The sequence below is a fragment of the Methylosinus sp. genome, from assembly GCF_036560965.1.
Lineage (GTDB): Bacteria > Pseudomonadota > Alphaproteobacteria > Rhizobiales > Beijerinckiaceae > Methylosinus.
In genome coordinates this window covers 71,340-86,544 of record NZ_DATBQF010000081.1, presented here as the reverse complement: position 1 = coordinate 86,544, position 15,205 = coordinate 71,340, and the positions used below count along the sequence as shown (strand labels likewise).

Genomic DNA, 15,205 nt, shown 5'->3' with positions numbered 1-15,205 from the left:
TAGGCCGTGAACGTCGCGCCGCCCGACTCCGCCAGAACCTTGGTGATCGCCGCCGTCAGCGACGTCTTGCCATGGTCCACGTGACCGATCGTGCCGATGTTGCAATGCGGCTTCGTGCGTGCGAATTTTTCCTTGGCCATGCTTTTCTGGTCCCAGCTTCGGTTGCGGCGCGCCTCGCGTCACGCGCGCGAGCCTTTAAGGCCGTTGCCGCCTTTCTTCAAGAGCGTTTGCGATGAAGGCGGGCCGCCCAAACAAGATAGGGGAGGCGCCGCTGATCGACGCCTCCCCGTCCGTCAAAGAATATTATCTTTTCAGATCATATCTTTAAGATCAGAACTTGACCTTGACGCCGCCATAGACGGAGACCGGCGCGCCCGGAACATAAGTGCGCGGATTGGTGAAGCCGCCCGCCGAAGCGGTCGCATTGCCACCGTTGTCGAAATAGGTCCCGAAAGTATAGTAGCGCCGATCGAACAGGTTTTGCGCCAGCGCATAGATTTCGACATTCTCGGTGACCTTATAGGAGGTCTTGAGATTGACGACGCCCCAGGACGGCAGCGGCTTGTCGAGATTGGACTCGTCGCCGCGCAGTCGCACGCCGCTCGTGAAGATGTAATCGGCGCCGAGCTTCCACTCGGGCGTGATGAAGTAATCGAAGCCGAGCTTCACGCGATGGCGCGGCACGCCCGGCATCACATTGCCCGGCCGCACATGGATGAGGCCATTGGCGTCGGCGTAGGGATTGCTTTCCGACTGCACATCGAAGGCGCTGCGGAAGGTGGCGTCGATCAGCGCATAATCGGCATAGAGGCTCAGCTGGTCGTTGCGCCAGGCGACGCCGGCTTCGACGCCCTGGCGGCGGGTGGCACCGACATTGGCGAAATAGCCCCTGCCCTGGATCACATTCGACGGCAGCGAGACGATGTCGTCGCTGTTCACGGCGCGGAAGATATCGACCTTCCACTCGAGCCGGCCATGATCCGGCCCGATGTCGTGATAGCCGCGGAAGCCGATCTCGCCGCTGCGCGTCACCACCTGCTTCAACGGCGGATCGGCGACGAGGAAGCTGTCGATCGTGCATGGATGATTGGCGTCGGCGCAGCCGTTCTCGAGCGCCGTCGGCGCGCGGTTCGCCTCCGAATAATTGCCATAGACGGTGAATTCGGGGATGAAAGCATAGGTGAGGCCGGCGACCGGATTGACGCGCTGATAGCTCTTGTCGCTGTTGAGGCGCACGCCGAGCCGATCGTAGAGCGTGATTTCCGCGCTGTTGAAGCGCAGGCCGGCCGTGAGCGTGAGCTTGTCGGTCAAATCGAGCGTGTCGAGCGCATAGACGCCGTAATAGAGATTGCGCGCGAACACCGACGAGGGCTGGAATCCGCCTTCCGGAACCGAGTTGAAATATTGCAGCCCGGTCGATGTCACATTGAAATCGCCCTGTAGAATGCCGAGTTCCGAATAGCCTCGAAAGTCGGTGAATTGGCGATCGAAGGAGCCGCCGACGATGAGCTTGTTCTTGAAGTCGGCGATCTTCTCGTCATAGGTCCCCTGAATCGCGCCGCCATAGGAGCTCGAATGGGTGCGCGAATAATCGATCGTCGCCGGCAGGCCTCCGGCGAGCACCGAGGAGGGTATGAAGGCCCCATTGGGTCCGATCAGACGACGCTGCGCATTGCTCGGCACATTGCCGATGAACGGGTCGTTGTCCTGGCAGACGAAGGCCTTGGAGCTGCAGGTCTCCATATCGGCGATATTGCCGTCGACATGCGCCTGCTGATAGTCGCGATAATAGAAGTTACCGTTGAACTTCAGCGTATTGGTCGCCTGATATGCGCCCTTCAGATTGATGAAATGCAGCTCGTTGGTCGAGCTCTGCGGCGTCGTGTAGACGGAGCTGTAGTCGCGCTGGATCATCTCGACCGGCGTCGCCGCCGCGGCGCCGAGCCGCGTCGTCGCCCCCGTGTAGTTCAGGTGGAATTCCGTCTTGTCGCCCTTGTAGCCGAGGTCGACATAGCCGCGCAGCAGCTCCGAGCCGGAGCGCTTGCGCCAGCCGCTGTCGCCGAGCGCCTCGAAGGCCGAATAGATGGCGAAATCGCCGAATTGCTGGCCGATCTGCGCCGCGCTATAGCGACGACCATAGGAGCCGCCGCGACCTTCCAGCTCATAACCCTGCCAGGTGAAGCCGTTCTTCATCTCGAGCGTCAGCGCGCCGCCGAGCGCATTGAGACCGAACAGCGGATTGCCGCTGACAAGCTCGCTATTGGCGATGGCGACCGTCGGAATGAGGTCGAAATTGACGACGTCGCCGAAGGCCTCGTTGATGCGCACGCCATCCTGATAGACGGCGAGGCCTTGCGGCGTGCCGGGCACGGGAGAGGCGGTGAAGCCGCGATAGGTGAGATCGGGCTGGAACGGATTGCCCGCGACGTCGACGATCGACACGGAGGCGTTGCGCCGCTGCAGCGTGTCGGTGATGACGAGCGCGCGGTCGCGATCGAGATCGCTGCGCTTGGTGGTGATGGGATTGGTCGGAACCTTCGACTTCTCGATTCCCGCGCCCGCCTCGGGCGCCGCCGCGATAATGTCGATGTCGGGCAGCGTCTCCTGGGCGCGCGCCTGCAGCGCGGGCGCCGCGGCGACCATCAGCGCGACGAGGGAAATTCGGGAACCAAGCATCGTTTCTCTTCCACATTCCGGCCCGGCCGCTCGGGCGATTTTCGCGTCGAAGGCGGCGCGCCGCGGGAAAAGGAACGCGCAAATCAGGACAGCGCCCCGCCTTCGGTAGGCGGAAATTACGGGCGGGAAACCTACGTACCTATTTCAAAGATTCACATTCGACTTGCCTGTTTTTCCCAAAACGGGCGAAAACACGGCGGCAAGACGCTTTTTTCCGGCCCGGCTCCGCTTCAGCCATCTCCTCTTTCGAAGACAGATTCTCCCGCGACATAGGTCGATTTCACCCGACCTTGCAGGCGGGCCGTGTCGAAAGGCGTGTTCTTGCAGCGGGAATGCAGCTCGGCCGGATCGACGACGAAGGGCTCGTCGGGATCGAAACGGATGAGATCGGCCGGCGCGCCTTTGGCGAGGCGCCCCTGCTCCAGGCGCAGAATTTCGGCCGGCCGCGTCGACATGGCTCGCAGCAGCGTCGGCAGCGCAACGTCGCCGGAATGGACGAGCCGCAATCCGGCCGCCAGCATGGTCTCGAGGCCGACTGCGCCGGCTTCGGCCTCGGCGAAAGGCAGGCGCTTCGTCTCCACATCCTGCGGATCATGATCGGAGACGATGACGTCGACGAGCCCGCTCGCCACCGCCTCCACCAGCAGGCGGCGCTCGTCCTCATGGCGCAGCGGCGGCCGCAGCTTCAGGAAGGTGCGGTAGTCGCCTATGTCGTTCTCGTTGAGCGTCAGATGGTTGATCGTGGTCCCGCAGGTCACGCGCAGGCCGCGGGCCTTGGCCGCCTCGATCGCTGCGAGCGAGTGGCCGGCGGAGACGATCGAGACGTGATAGCGGGCCCCGGTCAGCTCGACGAGCCGTAGATCGCGGTCGACGACAATGGCCTCGGCCTCGCGCGGGACGCCGATGAGGCCGAGGCGCATGGCCAGCTCGCCGTCATTCATCACGCCCTCGCCGACGAGGTCGTGGTCCTCCGGGAAATGGATGACCAGCGCGTCGAAATCGCGGGCGTAGGTCATGGCCCGGCGCATGGTCAGGGCGTTGCGCAGCGAGCGCTTGCCATCGCAAAAGGCGATCGCTCCGGCCTCGCGGAGCAGGCCGAATTCGGAGATCTCCCGGCCCTCGCGGCCCTTGGTGAGCGCCGCCATCGGCAATACGCGCACCCGGCCGGTGTCGCGGGCGCGGCGCAGCACGAAATCGACGACCGCCGGATCGTCGACCGGCGGCGAGGTGCCGGGCGTGGCGACGATTGTGGTGACGCCGCCGGCCGCCGCCGCCGCCGTGGCGGTGGCGATGGTCTCGCGATGCTCGGCTCCGGGCTCGCCGACGAAGGCCTGCATGTCGATGAGGCCGGGCGCGAGCACATCGCCGGCGCAATCGACGATTCGCGCGCCCTGCGGCGCGGTTGCTACGCCGGGGCCGAGATCGGCGATCTTTCCATCGAGGACGAGAAGGCCGCCGCGTGTCTCCACGCCGGAGGCGGGGTCGACGAGGCGGGCGTTGACGAAAAGGAGAGGCGCATGGGGCGGCATGGACGCCTCATTAGGCGATTTCGCTCCGCAAGGGAACGCGGGAAGGGAACGCCGGCGCGCTAACGGCTCGCCTTATCGGCCTCGTCGAGGCTGGCGAATCGCACCTGCACCTCGGTCCCGTCGGCCGGCGGCGAGGCGAGGCGGGCGCGGAACTGCACGCTCTCGCCGGCGGCGAGCCGCATCTTGGGCGCGGCGGCGGTCCAGACGTAGCGCTCCCGCCCATCGGCGCCGCGCACGGCCAGCGCCATCGGCGGGACGCGATTGGCCGAGCGCCGCAGATTGACGATCTCGCCTTCGACAGTCAGCACCTTGCGCGCGCCTTCGGTGACGATCTTCGAGGTGACGCCGCGCAGATCGAGCCCCACAGCATCGACCTTCAGGCCGATGGCGGTATAGAGCGCGGTCGCCGCGGGGACGACCCGCACGATCTTGTCGCGCATGCCGATGAGCGCCATCGCCCCGACGACGATGGCGATGATCGCCGCGATCAGCGGCAGCGCGCGCTCGCGCCGATTGTCGACGGGCTCGCTCTCGCGCGGAGGCTCGCGCCACAGACGGGCGTCGTCCCGATCGTCCGAATGCCCCGCCCCTATCGGCGGGATCGGCGGATTGCGGCCGGTCGGATTATGACTGGTCGGATTGTGCCTGGTGAGGTCGTTGCGCATGGCCGGTCTCCGAGCCGCTGGCGCCCGTCTTCGGAATCGGCCGCCGAACCTGTCGTCGATTAACCGCCGATATGGTTAATGGGCGGTGAACTGCTAATCTCTCGGACCGCGATTCTGAACCGGCCGCCAATGGACACACGCCCTTGCTGACCTTCGAGAACGTCGGCCTGCGCTATGGAAACGGCAGCGAGATTTTGAGCGATCTCGCTTTTTCCATCACGCCGCGCTCGTTCCAATTCCTCACCGGCCCTTCCGGCTCCGGCAAGACGACGCTGCTGAAGCTCGTCTTGATGTCGCTCAAGCCGACGCGCGGCCGAATCACCCTCTTCGGCAAGGACGCCGAAACGCTCGACAAGGACGCCGTGACCGAGATCCGACGTCGCATCGGCGTGGTGTTCCAGGATTTTCGCCTGCTGGATCATCTTACTCTCTACGAGAATGTCGCTCTCCCGCTGCGCGTCATCGGCCGCGACGAGACGAGCTATCGCGCCGAGGTGCTAGAGCTGCTGCGCTGGGTCGGGCTCGACGAGCGCATCGCCAGCCGGCCGAGCGTGCTTTCGGGCGGCGAGAAGCAGCGCGCCGCCATCGCCCGCGCGCTGATCGTGCGGCCGGAGCTACTGCTCGCCGACGAGCCGACCGGCAATCTCGATCCCACTCTGGCGCGGCGGCTGCTGCGGCTCTTCGTGGAATTGCACAAGAGCGGAACCTCGGTCGTCATCGCCACCCATGATCTGGCGCTGATGGACCAATATGAGAGCGCGCGCCGTCTGGTGCTCGCGGACGGGCGGCTGCATGTCTTCGAATGACGCCAAATCTCCCCCGGGACTGCGCCGCCCTTCGCAGCCGTCGGGTCAAGGCCCGCGGGACGCTGCGCTCGAGGAGACGCTCGGCCGCGAGACGCCGCTCGTTCCGACCTCCTCCATCGCCGGGCGCTCGCTGGTCATCGTCATCGCCATCATGACCTTTCTGGCGGCGCTCTCGGCCGGGGCGGCGCTGATGGTCGCCGACGCCAGCGTCGATTGGCGGCGGGAGATGGCGCGCGAGGCGAGCGTGCAGATCCGGCCCCTGCCCGGCCGCGACATCGAAGCCGACGTCAGCCGGGCGACCGCCGTTCTGGTCGCCGCCGACGGCGTGCGCGACGTGCGCGTCTACACCAAGGCCGAATCCGAGGCGCTGCTCGCGCCCTGGCTCGGCCAGGGCCTCGATTTCGCCGAGCTGCCGGCCCCGCGCATGATCGTCGTCAAGCTGGACGAGGGCCGCCGCGCCGATCTCGACGCGCTGCGCCGCGAGCTCGCCCAGGCCATTCCGAGCGCGGCGCTGGACGATCATCGGCTCTGGGTGGAGCGGCTCGGCCAGATGGCGCGCACAGTGGTGGCGATCGCGGCGCTCGTCTTCATTCTGATCGTCATCGCCATGGGGCTCGCCGTCGCCTTCGCCACGCGGGCGGCCATGGTCGGCAATCGCGAGATCATCGAGGTTCTGCATCTCGTCGGCGCGGCGGACAAATACATCGCCCAGCAGTTCCAGCGCCGCTTCCTGGTGCTCGGGCTGCGGGGCGGCTTCATCGGCGGGGTCTCCGCCATGGCCTTTTTTCTCTTCGCCGGCTATCTGGCCAATCGCTGGACCGCGACGCCGGACGGCGACCAGCTCGAGGCCATGTTCGGCAGCTTCTCGCTGGGACCGCTCGGCTTCACGGTGGTCGGCTGCATTTCCGCGGCGGCGGGGCTGCTGACCGGCTTCATGTCGCAGGAGATCGTCTTCCGCCAGCTGCGGCGGCTGGACGGGGCCGAGTAGAGGGAGCGGGCCGCTCTTCTCCCCCGTAATTTCCGGCTCGCCCCCGCAAAATTCCGGCTGGGCTCTGGACGGCCTCGAGCGCCGCTTCCATCTTGTCGAGGAATAGAGCCTGTCGGCAATCGAGGCCGGCGACGAGGAGCGATGTGAGAGCGCATGGACGAGACGCGGGAGCAGACGGGTCCGCCATGCGCGGACGCTGGCGCTGCGTGGCGCTGGCCCTCGCCTGCTTTCTCGGCTCGGCCTTTGTGGCCGGCTTCATCGGCTTCGCCCTATCGCTGGAGCGGACCGAATCGACTTTGACGGTGCAGGCCGACGGCGTCGTCGTGCTGACCGGCGGCTCGGACCGAGTCTATGAGGCGGGAGGGCTGCTGGCGCGCGGCCAGGCGCGCCGGCTGCTCATCACGGGGGTCAATCGCGCCACGCGCGGCCATGAGATCGCCAAGCTGCTGCCGGTCTCGCGCGAGCTCTTCGACTGCTGCGTCGATCTCGGCTATCGCGCCCAGGACACGATCGGCAATGCGCTGGAGACGCGCGATTGGGCGCAGGCGCGCGGGATCAGCAAAGGCTCGCTCATCATCGTCACCTCCAATTACCATATGCCGCGCGCTCTGGCCGAGCTCTCGGCGGCGCTGCCGGAGGTCGCGCTCTATCCCTTCTCCGTGGTCAGCGATCATTTGCGCGTCGAGGACTGGCTCGGCGATCTGGCGGTGACGCGCCTCATCGCGGCCGAATATGTCAAATATCTCTATGCGCTGCTGCGCACCCGGCTGCTCGAGCCGGGCGCTTTCGCCACGGCCTCCGGGCCGGTCGGGGCCGCCGTCGTCGCGGAGCCTTCGCCGCAGCCGCGCTGAAATTTCGCCCGGGCCGGCGCCCTCGCGGCGAGAAATGCGCTAGAAGGCGACGTCATTCCGTCCTCCGCCACGCGAAACCATCAGGCGACCAACGCAATGCTCCTCCTGCGCTCGCTGCTGTTCCACATCGCCTTCTACACCAATCTCATGACGCTGCTGATCCTCTGGCTGCCCGGCCTGCTGATGCGGCGGCAGGCCTCGATGCAGCTCGGCCGCGTCTGGGGGCGAACGTCGCTGTTCTGGCTCGAGACGATCGTCGGGCTGAAATTCGAGTTTCGCGGCCTCGAGAATATTCCCGATGGCCCGGTCATCGTCGCCTGCAAGCATCAGTCGGCGTGGGAGACCTTCGTCCTGCCGCTGCATTCGCGGGACTTCTCCTATATCCTCAAGCGCGAGCTGGTGTTCATCCCGTTTTTCGGCTGGTATCTGATGGGCGCGGAGCAGATCGGCATCGATCGCGCCAAGGGCGGCAAGCTGCTGCCGCAGCTCATCGAGAAGACGAAGGCGCTGTTCGCCGAGGGTCGGCAATTGTTCATCTTTCCGGAGGGAACGCGGCGGCCGGCCGGCGCTCCGCCGCTCTATAAATTCGGCGTCGCCCATCTCTATCGCGAGACCGGCGCGGCCTGCCTGCCGGTGGCGTTGAATTCCGGCCTGTTCTGGCCGCGCCGCGCCTGGATCGTGCGGCCGGGAACCGTGGTCATCGAATATTTGCCGCCGATTCCAGCCGGGCTCGAGCCGCGCGAATTCTTCCAGCGGATGCAGGACACGATCGAGGCCGCCGCCGACCGCCTCATCGAGGAGGCGGTCGCGCGCGATCCCTCGCTCGCCGCCGTGGTCGAGCGCGGGCGCAAGGCGGATGAGGCGGTCGCCTGAGCGCTATCGATCGTAGGCGGTGAGCTCTCGCTGGCCGGCGCCGACGGAATTGCGGTTGCGCAGCGGATATTCGGCCTCGACGATATAGGGACCGCCGCCGACCGAATCGCGCGAGGAGAACAGCACGAAGCGCGCCGCCTCGAAACGCATGGGCGGGAAATAGCCGCGCGCGCCGAGATAGGCCGCGACCGCCGAGCAGGACGCCCCGCGCAGCCGGGCGAGCGTCACATGCGGCACGAATTTGCGCGGCTCGGGCGGAATGCCGATGCGCCGCAGCAGCCGCTCCTGCTCCGCCTGCAGCTCGGCGAGGGCCTGGTCGGCGCGCGCCTTCACCACCAAGGCGCGGGGCTTGTCGCCGCCGAAGCTGGACAGCTCCTCGAGCGTGATCGAGACCGACGGACGGCGGATCGCGGCGAGCGTCAGAGCGACGTCATGGCCGAGCGCATCGTCCACATCGCCGATGAAACGCAGCGTGATGTGATAATTCTCGGCGTCGATCCAGCGGGCTCCCTGCACGCCGCCGCGCAGGGCGGCGAGATCGCCGGCGACGAGACGGGGGATTTCGAGGGCGGTGAACAGTCTGGGCATCGGAGATCCTCCATCCTGGCCTCGCAAGGCGCGCGGGAGCGGGTACAGGCCGAAGTCGCTGTCTGCTCGCTGAGCCCTGCCCGGCCGCGTCGCGGCGGAGCCCGGGGCCGATGTCGGCGCCTCCTCGCGGATCGGGCGCGCCGTCACGGGCGCGCGCCAAGGATGGTGAGGGCACTATAGCCAGAATAGAACGGCTGTAACGAAAATCCCGCAGGCGACGGGAGTTTTTTTCCGCCTGACCGTGGGTTGCGCGTGAATCCGCCTCGTCCCGCGACGCGCGATTTCAGCGCTGGGCGGCTCCCTGGCGCTTTGATCGGAGCGAATCGAGGCTCTTTTCGACGAGCGGCGCGACGCCGGCGACGATCCGCGCCACGCCCGCCCGGCTCGGATGCAATCCGTCGACGAGGGTCATGCCCTTCTCGCCGACCACGCCGGCGAGAAAGAAGGGATAGAGCGGCAGGCCGCGCCGCGCCGCGAGCTCGGGGAAAATGGCGTCGAAGGATTTTTTTTGATCCTCGCCGAAATTGGCGTTGGCCAGCATTCCGGCGAGCAGCACGTCGAGGCCCCGCTCCTGCGCCGCGGAGACGATCTTGTCGAGATTTTCGCGCGTCGTCGCCGGCTCGAAGCCGAGCAGCATGTCATTGGCGCCGAGCTCCAGGATCAGCAGATCGCCGCCGTCGTGCAGCGCATAGGACAAGCGGGCGAGCCCGCCGCGGCTCGTATCGCCGGAGACGGCGGCGTTGACGACGCGCGCGTCATAGCCGTCATTCTTCAGCCGCGCCTCGAGCTGGGCAGGAAAGGCGGCGTCGGCCGGGAGCTGAAAGCCGGCGCTCAGACTGTCGCCGAAGGCGATGACGCGCAGCGGCTCGGCCGCCGCCGGCCGCGCGAGCGTCATCAAAAGCGCCAGAAATGCGGCCGCGCACAGGAGCGCGACGGGGCCGATGGGCCGAAAGCGCCGGAGACTGGAAACAGCGAGCGCCTTCGCATATGTCGGGGCGGGCGTCAGGGCCGTATCGCGAGACGCGAACCGGCGGGCGGCGCAGCGGCAAACCATTTCAGGACCTCCCCCAAAGTGCAGCGGCCGGTCATCCAACTCGAGGACGTCGATCTCACCCTCGGCGCGGGCGCGGCGCGCGTCCATGTGCTCAAGAACATAAGCCTCGCAGTCGCGCGCGGCGAGGCCGTCGGCCTCGTGGGCCCCTCCGGATCGGGGAAATCCACATTGCTGATGACGCTGGCCGGCCTCGAGCGGCCCGATTCCGGCAAGGTTCTCGTCGACGGCAGCGATCTCGCCCGTCTCGACGAAAACGCGCTGGCGCGGTTCCGTGGGGGGAAAATAGGCGTCGTGTTCCAGTCTTTCCAGCTCATCCCCACGATGACGGCGCTGGAGAATGTCGCGGTTCCACTGGAGCTCGCCGGCCGCGTCGACGCTTTCGAGCGCGCGGGGCTGGAGCTCGAGGCCGTCGGCCTCGGTCATCGCCTCTCGCATTATCCGGCGCAAATGTCCGGCGGCGAGCAGCAGCGCGTCGCGCTGGCGCGGGCGCTCGCCCCCGATCCCGTGATCCTGGTCGCCGACGAGCCGACCGGCAATCTCGATTCGGAGACCGGCGCGGCCATCGTCGATCTGATCTTCGCGCAGAAGGCGCGGCGTTCGGCGACGCTCGTGCTGGTGACGCACGATCCCTCGCTCGCCGCCCGCTGCGACCGCGCGATCCGGCTGCGCTCCGGCCGGATCGACGGCGAGGAGGCGCGGGCGTCATGAGGCGCGGCCTCGCCTCGCGGCTGCCGCTGGCGCTGCGCTTCGCCTTGCGCGATCTCTCCGGCGATCTGCGCGGCTTCGGCGTCTTCATCGCCTGCATTCTCATCGGCGTCGCCGCCATTTCCGGCGTCGGCGCGGTGTCGCGATCACTCGCCGACGGCCTCGCCCGCGAGGGACGCACGATCTTGGGCGGCGATCTTTCCGTCGCCACCACCATGCGGCGGCTGTCGCCGCAGGAGCGCGAATTTTTCGAGCGCTATGGCCGCGTCTGCGAGATCGCGCTGATGCGGGCCATGGCGCGCTCGCCCGGCGGCGAGGCGACGCTCATCGAGATCAAAGCCGTCGATTCCGCCTATCCGGGCGCCGGCGCGGCAGAGCTCGCGCCGCCGCAGCCGCTGGCCGAGGCGTTGCGCCAGCGCGAAGGCGGCTTCGGCCTCGTCGCCGATTCGACGCTGATCGCCCGGCTCGATCTGAAGATCGGCGATCACGTGACCATCGGCTCCGGCTCCTTCACGCTGACCGCCGAACTTGCGAGCGAGCCCGACAAGCTCGCCGGCGGCTTCGGCTTCGGCGCGCGCGTATTGATGAGCCAGGAGGCTCTGCGCGCGACAGGACTCGTGCAGCCGGGCGCGGTCCTGCGCTGGCTGACCCGAATCTCGCTGGGCGGCGCCGGCGCGGCCAGCGACGCGGAGGTCGAGCGTTTCGCGACGGCGCTGTCCGCGGCCTTTCCGGACGCCGGCTGGGATCTGCGCAAGCGCGACGCCGTCTCCCCGCAATTCTCGCGCAATCAGGAGCGCTTCACCCAGCTGCTGACGTTGGTCGCGCTGACGGCTCTGGTCGCGGGCGGCGCCGGCGTCGCCAGCGCCGTCGCCGGCTTCGTGGCCCGAAAACGCGATGCTTTCGCTATATTGAAGGCGCTCGGCGCGCCGGCCTCGCGGGTTTTCGCCATGGCGCTGGTCGAGGTCCTGCTCGTCGCCGGCCTCGCCGTCATCGGCGGCCTCGCGCTCGGCGCGACCTTCCCTTATCTCGCCGATTTCGCGCTTTCCACGTCCATTCCTCTGCCTTTTTCGCCCTCGATCGACTGGCGCTCGCTCGGCGTCGGCGCGGCCTATGGGCTGCTCGTGGCGCTGATCTTCGCGCTGCCGCCGCTCGGCCGCGCCTATGGGACGCCGGTCGCCCGCCTGCTGCGCGACGAGGCCGAGGAGAAAGCCCCTCCCCGCGTCTTCGTGCTCGCCGCGCTGGCGGCGGCGGCGGTCCTCGTCGCTCTGGTCATGGCCACGGCCGCCGACAAGAAGCTCGCCGCGACCTATATCGTGGCGACGGCGGCGGCCTTCGCGCTGCTGCGCGGCGTCGCGGCGCTGGTCGTCCGCGCGGCGCGGCGCGTCTCTCATGTGCGGAGCGCGCGCCTGCGCCATGCGATCGGCAATATCCGCCGGCCGAAGAGCCTCGCCGCGACATTGATCGTCTCGATCGGCGTCACCCAGACGCTGCTGGTCGCGCTGGCGCTGATCGAAGGCTCGATCCACGCGGAATTGTTCCAGGCGCGCAACAACCGCACGCCGAGCTTCTATTTCGTCGATGTCGCCAAGGATCGGGTCGGCGAGTTCGCGCCCTTCCTCGCGTCCTTCGCCGCCGACGCGCGCATCGAGCATGTGCCGATGATGCGCGGCCGCATCGTCGCCGTTAAGGGCGTCCGCGCCGAGAATCTGAAGCCGCCGGAGGAGATCGCCTGGGCGCTCGAAGGCGACCGCGGCGTGACTTTCTCCGCCACGCCGCCGAAGGGCTCCGAGATCGTCGCCGGAAGCTGGTGGCCGGCGGAGCGCACCGGGGAGCCGCTGGTCTCGCTGGAGGCGCGCGTCGCCGAAGGGCTCGGCGTCGGGGTCGGCGACGCGCTAGTCGTCAATGTGCTCGGCCGCGACGTCGCCGTGCGCGTCGCCAATCTGCGACGCGTCGATTGGCGCAGCTATGGCATTAATTTCATGATGGTGTTCTCGCCCGACGCCTTCGCCGACGCGCCCTATTCGGAGATTTTCACGGTCGCTTTCGCCGATCGCGACGATCCGCAGCGCGACAGAAGGCTCGTGCGCGAAACAGCGGCGCGCTTTCCGCAGATCGCCGCGCTGAGGGTCAAGGATGCGCTGGAGGCGGTGGAGAAGATCGCCGATCAGCTCACCTTCGCCGCGCGGGCGGCGGCCGGCCTCGCCATTGTGACGGCGGCGCTGGCGCTCGGCAGCGCCGTGGCGGCGAGCCAGCGCGGACGCCAACGCGACGCCATCGTGCTGAAGACGCTCGGCGCGACGCGCGGCTGGCTGACCAGCGCCTTCGCGCTCGAATTCGCGCTGCTCGGCATCGTCGCCGGCCTCTTCTCGGTTGTCGCGGGCGCCGGCGCCGCCGCTTTCATCCTCGAGGCGCTGATGAAAATGGAATTCGTCTTCCTGCCCTGGCCGGTCGCGCTGACGACGCTCGGCGCGCTCGTCTTCGCCGTCGGCCTCGGCCTCGCGGGAAGCTGGCGCGCGCTCGCCGAGCGGCCCGGCCCGGCGTTGCGCCGCCTGTAACGGCCAAAAAGCCGGAATGGCGACGTTTTCGGCCGCGCGAAGCGGCTTTTTCGTCGCCTCGCCCTTGCCGGGAGAGACTGGTCGCCTTAAAAGGCGGGCTTCGCCGGCGTTCAGGGGGCTGGACGCGAGATGATCGCGCTCGCCCTCGAACAAGCGTAGAGCCCATGCCCCAGCTTTTACCCGAACGCAAGAAACTGCCCGTTCCCGACAATGGGGATTTTTCGCTGCCGCAGATCTTCGCCTCGATCGGCGGAGGCCTCGCCGGCGCGGCCGTGTTCGCTGTTCTCACCAAGGGCACTTCGGCGGCGGTCCTGTTCGCCTTTCTCGCGCCGCTGCCGATTTTGATCGTCGCGCTCGGCTTCGGCCTGCGGCATGGCGCGACCTCGGCGCTCATCGCGACCGGCCTCTTGTCGATCTGGCCCAATCCGATCGTCGGCGTGATCTACGCCTTTCTCGTCGCCGTTCCGGCCCTCGCCGCCGCCTATGTCGCAGCCGGGGCGCCGTGGCGCGGCCGCGAGCTGGTGACGTCTCATGCGCCCGCCTGGGCGATTCTGGCGGCCGGCGGCGTGGTGGCGACCGTCGTCTCCATCGCCGTCACCATCGCGGCGATTCGCTTCGGCGGCCTCGACGAGGCGCTCAATCCGCTGCGCGCCCGCGCCTTCATCGCGATAGAAGATCTGGTGCGCACGCAGGAGCTCGGCGAGAAGCTCGATCCGAGCCAGCTTTCGGCGCTCGTCGTCTTCGCCTTTCCCGCGACGCTGGCCGCGCTGACGCTGCTCAGCCATGCGCTCAATTTGTGGGGCGCCGGCCTGCTGGCGCGCGCCTCCGACGCGCTCTCCCGCCCCTGGCCGGACATCGCGCAGGAATTCGTGCTGCCGCGCGCGGTCGCCGGCCTGTTCCTCATCGCCGGCGCCGTGGCCTTCGTCGGCGATCTCGCCGGCGAGATCGGCCTCGTTTTCGCCGAGACGCTCGGCCTCGCTCTGGCGATGCAGGGACTAGCGGTCGTCCACGCGCTGCTGCGCGGGACACGCGTCGGCGGCGTCACGCTCACCGTCATCTATATCGTCATCGGCCTGTTCGCCTGGCCGATCGTTCTGTTCACCGTGGTCGGCGTCGTCGACGCGGTTTTTTCGTTCCGCAGCCGCAAGGGAGCGGCGCAGGCGCGGCGCGGCTGAGATCGCCGCGACAAAAATTCGAGAGAGACACGAGGAGATAAAACCCATGGTCGATGTCATTCTGCTGGAGCGCGTGGCCAAGCTCGGCCAGATGGGCGACACCGTTCGCGTGCGCGACGGCTATGCGCGCAACTTCCTGCTGGCGCGCGGCAAGGCGCTGCGCGCGACGGAAAGCAACAAGAAGCATTTCGAGACGCAGCGCACCCAGATCGAGGCGCATAATCTCACCGCCCGCAACGAGGCCGAGGCCGTCGCCGAGAAGCTCGAGGGACAGACCTTCGTCATCATCCGCCAGGCCGGCGAGAGCGGCCATCTCTATGGCTCGGTGGCGCCGCGCGACATCTCCGAGGCGGCCACCGCGGGCGGCTTCTCGCTCAATCGCAATCAGGTCGATCTTCAGCATCCGATCAAGGCGCTCGGCCTGCACAATGTGCCGGTGCATCTGCATCCGGAGATCGAGGTGAAGATCATCGTCAACGTCGCCCGCTCGACGGAAGAGGCCGAGCGTCAGGCGCGCGGCGAGGCCGCCGCGACGCGTGAGGAGACGACGCTCGACGATCTCGGCCTCGAGGTCGGCGCAGCGCTGGCCGAGGCCGGTGACGTCGAGCTCTGATCGCTCGCCACCGATTCGGTCCATTTTAAAAAGGCCGGAGGCGCTCGCGTCTCCGGCCTTTTTTGCGCGCCATGCGATTCGCCGTGGCGAAATTGTCACACACAATGATTTTGCGTCGAGCGCGCCG

The 15,205-nt window shown here is 67.6% G+C and carries 14 protein-coding genes; 8 read left to right on the top strand and 6 right to left on the bottom strand.

Going from position 1 to position 15,205, the window contains the following annotated elements; genetic code table 11:
- The 4 genes from VIF40_RS21235 to VIF40_RS21220 form a co-directional block, all read right to left on the bottom strand.
- On the bottom strand, window positions 1–140 hold a 140-nt coding region (locus tag VIF40_RS21235; protein ID WP_243934179.1), incomplete at its 3' end, for a GTP-binding protein.
- A 190-nt stretch (window positions 141–330) separates the two neighbouring features.
- A complete protein-coding gene (locus tag VIF40_RS21230) occupies window positions 331–2,676 on the bottom strand; it encodes a TonB-dependent receptor (RefSeq protein WP_331939513.1) in 2,346 nt (781 codons plus the stop codon).
- A 230-nt stretch (window positions 2,677–2,906) separates the two neighbouring features.
- Window positions 2,907–4,205, bottom strand: coding sequence for a dihydroorotase (gene pyrC, locus VIF40_RS21225; RefSeq protein WP_331939512.1), 1,299 nt, complete (start codon window positions 4,203–4,205; stop codon window positions 2,907–2,909).
- Between the two features lie 59 nt (window positions 4,206–4,264).
- The gene (locus VIF40_RS21220) at window positions 4,265–4,870 is read right to left on the bottom strand and encodes a hypothetical protein (protein WP_331939511.1); all 606 of its coding nucleotides are present in this window, start codon (window positions 4,868–4,870) and stop codon (window positions 4,265–4,267) included.
- A gap of 143 nt (window positions 4,871–5,013) precedes the next feature.
- On the opposite strand from VIF40_RS21220, the gene ftsE reads away from it, so the two are divergent.
- The 4 genes from ftsE (at window position 5,014) to VIF40_RS21200 (ending at window position 8,388) form a co-directional block, all read left to right on the top strand.
- The gene (gene ftsE, locus VIF40_RS21215) at window positions 5,014–5,676 is read left to right on the top strand and encodes a cell division ATP-binding protein FtsE (RefSeq protein ID WP_331939510.1); all 663 of its coding nucleotides are present in this window, start codon (window positions 5,014–5,016) and stop codon (window positions 5,674–5,676) included.
- Complete coding sequence (locus VIF40_RS21210; protein ID WP_331939509.1) at window positions 5,663–6,664, top strand: ABC transporter permease; 1,002 nt, start codon at window positions 5,663–5,665, stop codon at window positions 6,662–6,664. Before ftsE ends, VIF40_RS21210 begins: the two co-directional genes overlap by 14 nt.
- Before the next feature lie 185 nt (window positions 6,665–6,849).
- Window positions 6,850–7,515: a YdcF family protein gene (locus VIF40_RS21205; protein ID WP_331939508.1), complete on the top strand. Its 666-nt coding sequence runs from the start codon at window positions 6,850–6,852 to the stop codon at window positions 7,513–7,515.
- Between the two features lie 96 nt (window positions 7,516–7,611).
- Window positions 7,612–8,388: a lysophospholipid acyltransferase family protein gene (locus VIF40_RS21200; RefSeq protein WP_331939507.1), complete on the top strand. Its 777-nt coding sequence runs from the start codon at window positions 7,612–7,614 to the stop codon at window positions 8,386–8,388.
- A 3-nt stretch (window positions 8,389–8,391) separates the two neighbouring features.
- Here VIF40_RS21200 and thpR read toward each other — a convergent pair whose 3' ends face one another.
- Complete coding sequence (gene thpR / locus VIF40_RS21195) at window positions 8,392–8,976, bottom strand: RNA 2',3'-cyclic phosphodiesterase (RefSeq protein ID WP_331939506.1); 585 nt, start codon at window positions 8,974–8,976, stop codon at window positions 8,392–8,394.
- A gap of 283 nt (window positions 8,977–9,259) precedes the next feature.
- A complete protein-coding gene (locus VIF40_RS21190) occupies window positions 9,260–9,871 on the bottom strand; it encodes an arylesterase (protein ID WP_331939505.1) in 612 nt (203 codons plus the stop codon).
- A gap of 177 nt (window positions 9,872–10,048) precedes the next feature.
- Here VIF40_RS21190 and VIF40_RS21185 point away from each other — a divergent pair, with 177 nt between their 5' ends.
- From VIF40_RS21185 to rplI, 4 genes are all read left to right on the top strand, one after another.
- Entirely contained in the window at window positions 10,049–10,738 is a 690-nt protein-coding gene (locus VIF40_RS21185) for an ABC transporter ATP-binding protein (RefSeq protein ID WP_331939504.1), read from the top strand.
- Window positions 10,735–13,290, top strand: a complete 2,556-nt coding sequence (locus VIF40_RS21180; RefSeq protein WP_331939503.1) for an ABC transporter permease — start codon at window positions 10,735–10,737, stop codon at window positions 13,288–13,290. Before VIF40_RS21185 ends, VIF40_RS21180 begins: the two co-directional genes overlap by 4 nt.
- A 164-nt stretch (window positions 13,291–13,454) precedes the next feature.
- Entirely contained in the window at window positions 13,455–14,465 is a 1,011-nt protein-coding gene (locus VIF40_RS21175) for a DUF2232 domain-containing protein (RefSeq protein WP_331939502.1), read from the top strand.
- Window positions 14,466–14,511: 46 nt separating this feature from the next.
- On the top strand, window positions 14,512–15,078 hold the full coding sequence (gene rplI, locus VIF40_RS21170) for a 50S ribosomal protein L9 (RefSeq protein WP_331939501.1): 567 nt from the start codon (window positions 14,512–14,514) through the stop codon (window positions 15,076–15,078).
- Window positions 15,079–15,205 lie beyond the last annotated feature (127 nt).

Excerpts from the sequence above, each read along its gene's own strand:
- VIF40_RS21230 (WP_331939513.1), bottom strand. The coding sequence starts at position 2,676 with ATGCTTGGTTCCCGAATTTCCCTCGTCGCGCTGATGGTCGCCGCGGCG.
- pyrC (WP_331939512.1), bottom strand. The coding sequence starts at position 4,205 with ATGCCGCCCCATGCGCCTCTCCTTTTCGTCAACGCCCGCCTCGTCGAC.
- VIF40_RS21220 (WP_331939511.1), bottom strand. The coding sequence starts at position 4,870 with ATGCGCAACGACCTCACCAGGCACAATCCGACCAGTCATAATCCGACC.
- VIF40_RS21210 (WP_331939509.1), top strand. The coding sequence starts at position 5,663 with ATGTCTTCGAATGACGCCAAATCTCCCCCGGGACTGCGCCGCCCTTCG.
- VIF40_RS21205 (WP_331939508.1), top strand. The coding sequence starts at position 6,850 with ATGCGCGGACGCTGGCGCTGCGTGGCGCTGGCCCTCGCCTGCTTTCTC.
- VIF40_RS21200 (WP_331939507.1), top strand. The coding sequence starts at position 7,612 with ATGCTCCTCCTGCGCTCGCTGCTGTTCCACATCGCCTTCTACACCAAT.
- thpR (WP_331939506.1), bottom strand. The coding sequence starts at position 8,976 with ATGCCCAGACTGTTCACCGCCCTCGAAATCCCCCGTCTCGTCGCCGGC.
- VIF40_RS21190 (WP_331939505.1), bottom strand. The coding sequence starts at position 9,871 with ATGACGCTCGCGCGGCCGGCGGCGGCCGAGCCGCTGCGCGTCATCGCC.
- VIF40_RS21180 (WP_331939503.1), top strand. The coding sequence starts at position 10,735 with ATGAGGCGCGGCCTCGCCTCGCGGCTGCCGCTGGCGCTGCGCTTCGCC.
- VIF40_RS21175 (WP_331939502.1), top strand. The coding sequence starts at position 13,455 with ATGCCCCAGCTTTTACCCGAACGCAAGAAACTGCCCGTTCCCGACAAT.
- rplI (WP_331939501.1), top strand. The coding sequence starts at position 14,512 with ATGGTCGATGTCATTCTGCTGGAGCGCGTGGCCAAGCTCGGCCAGATG.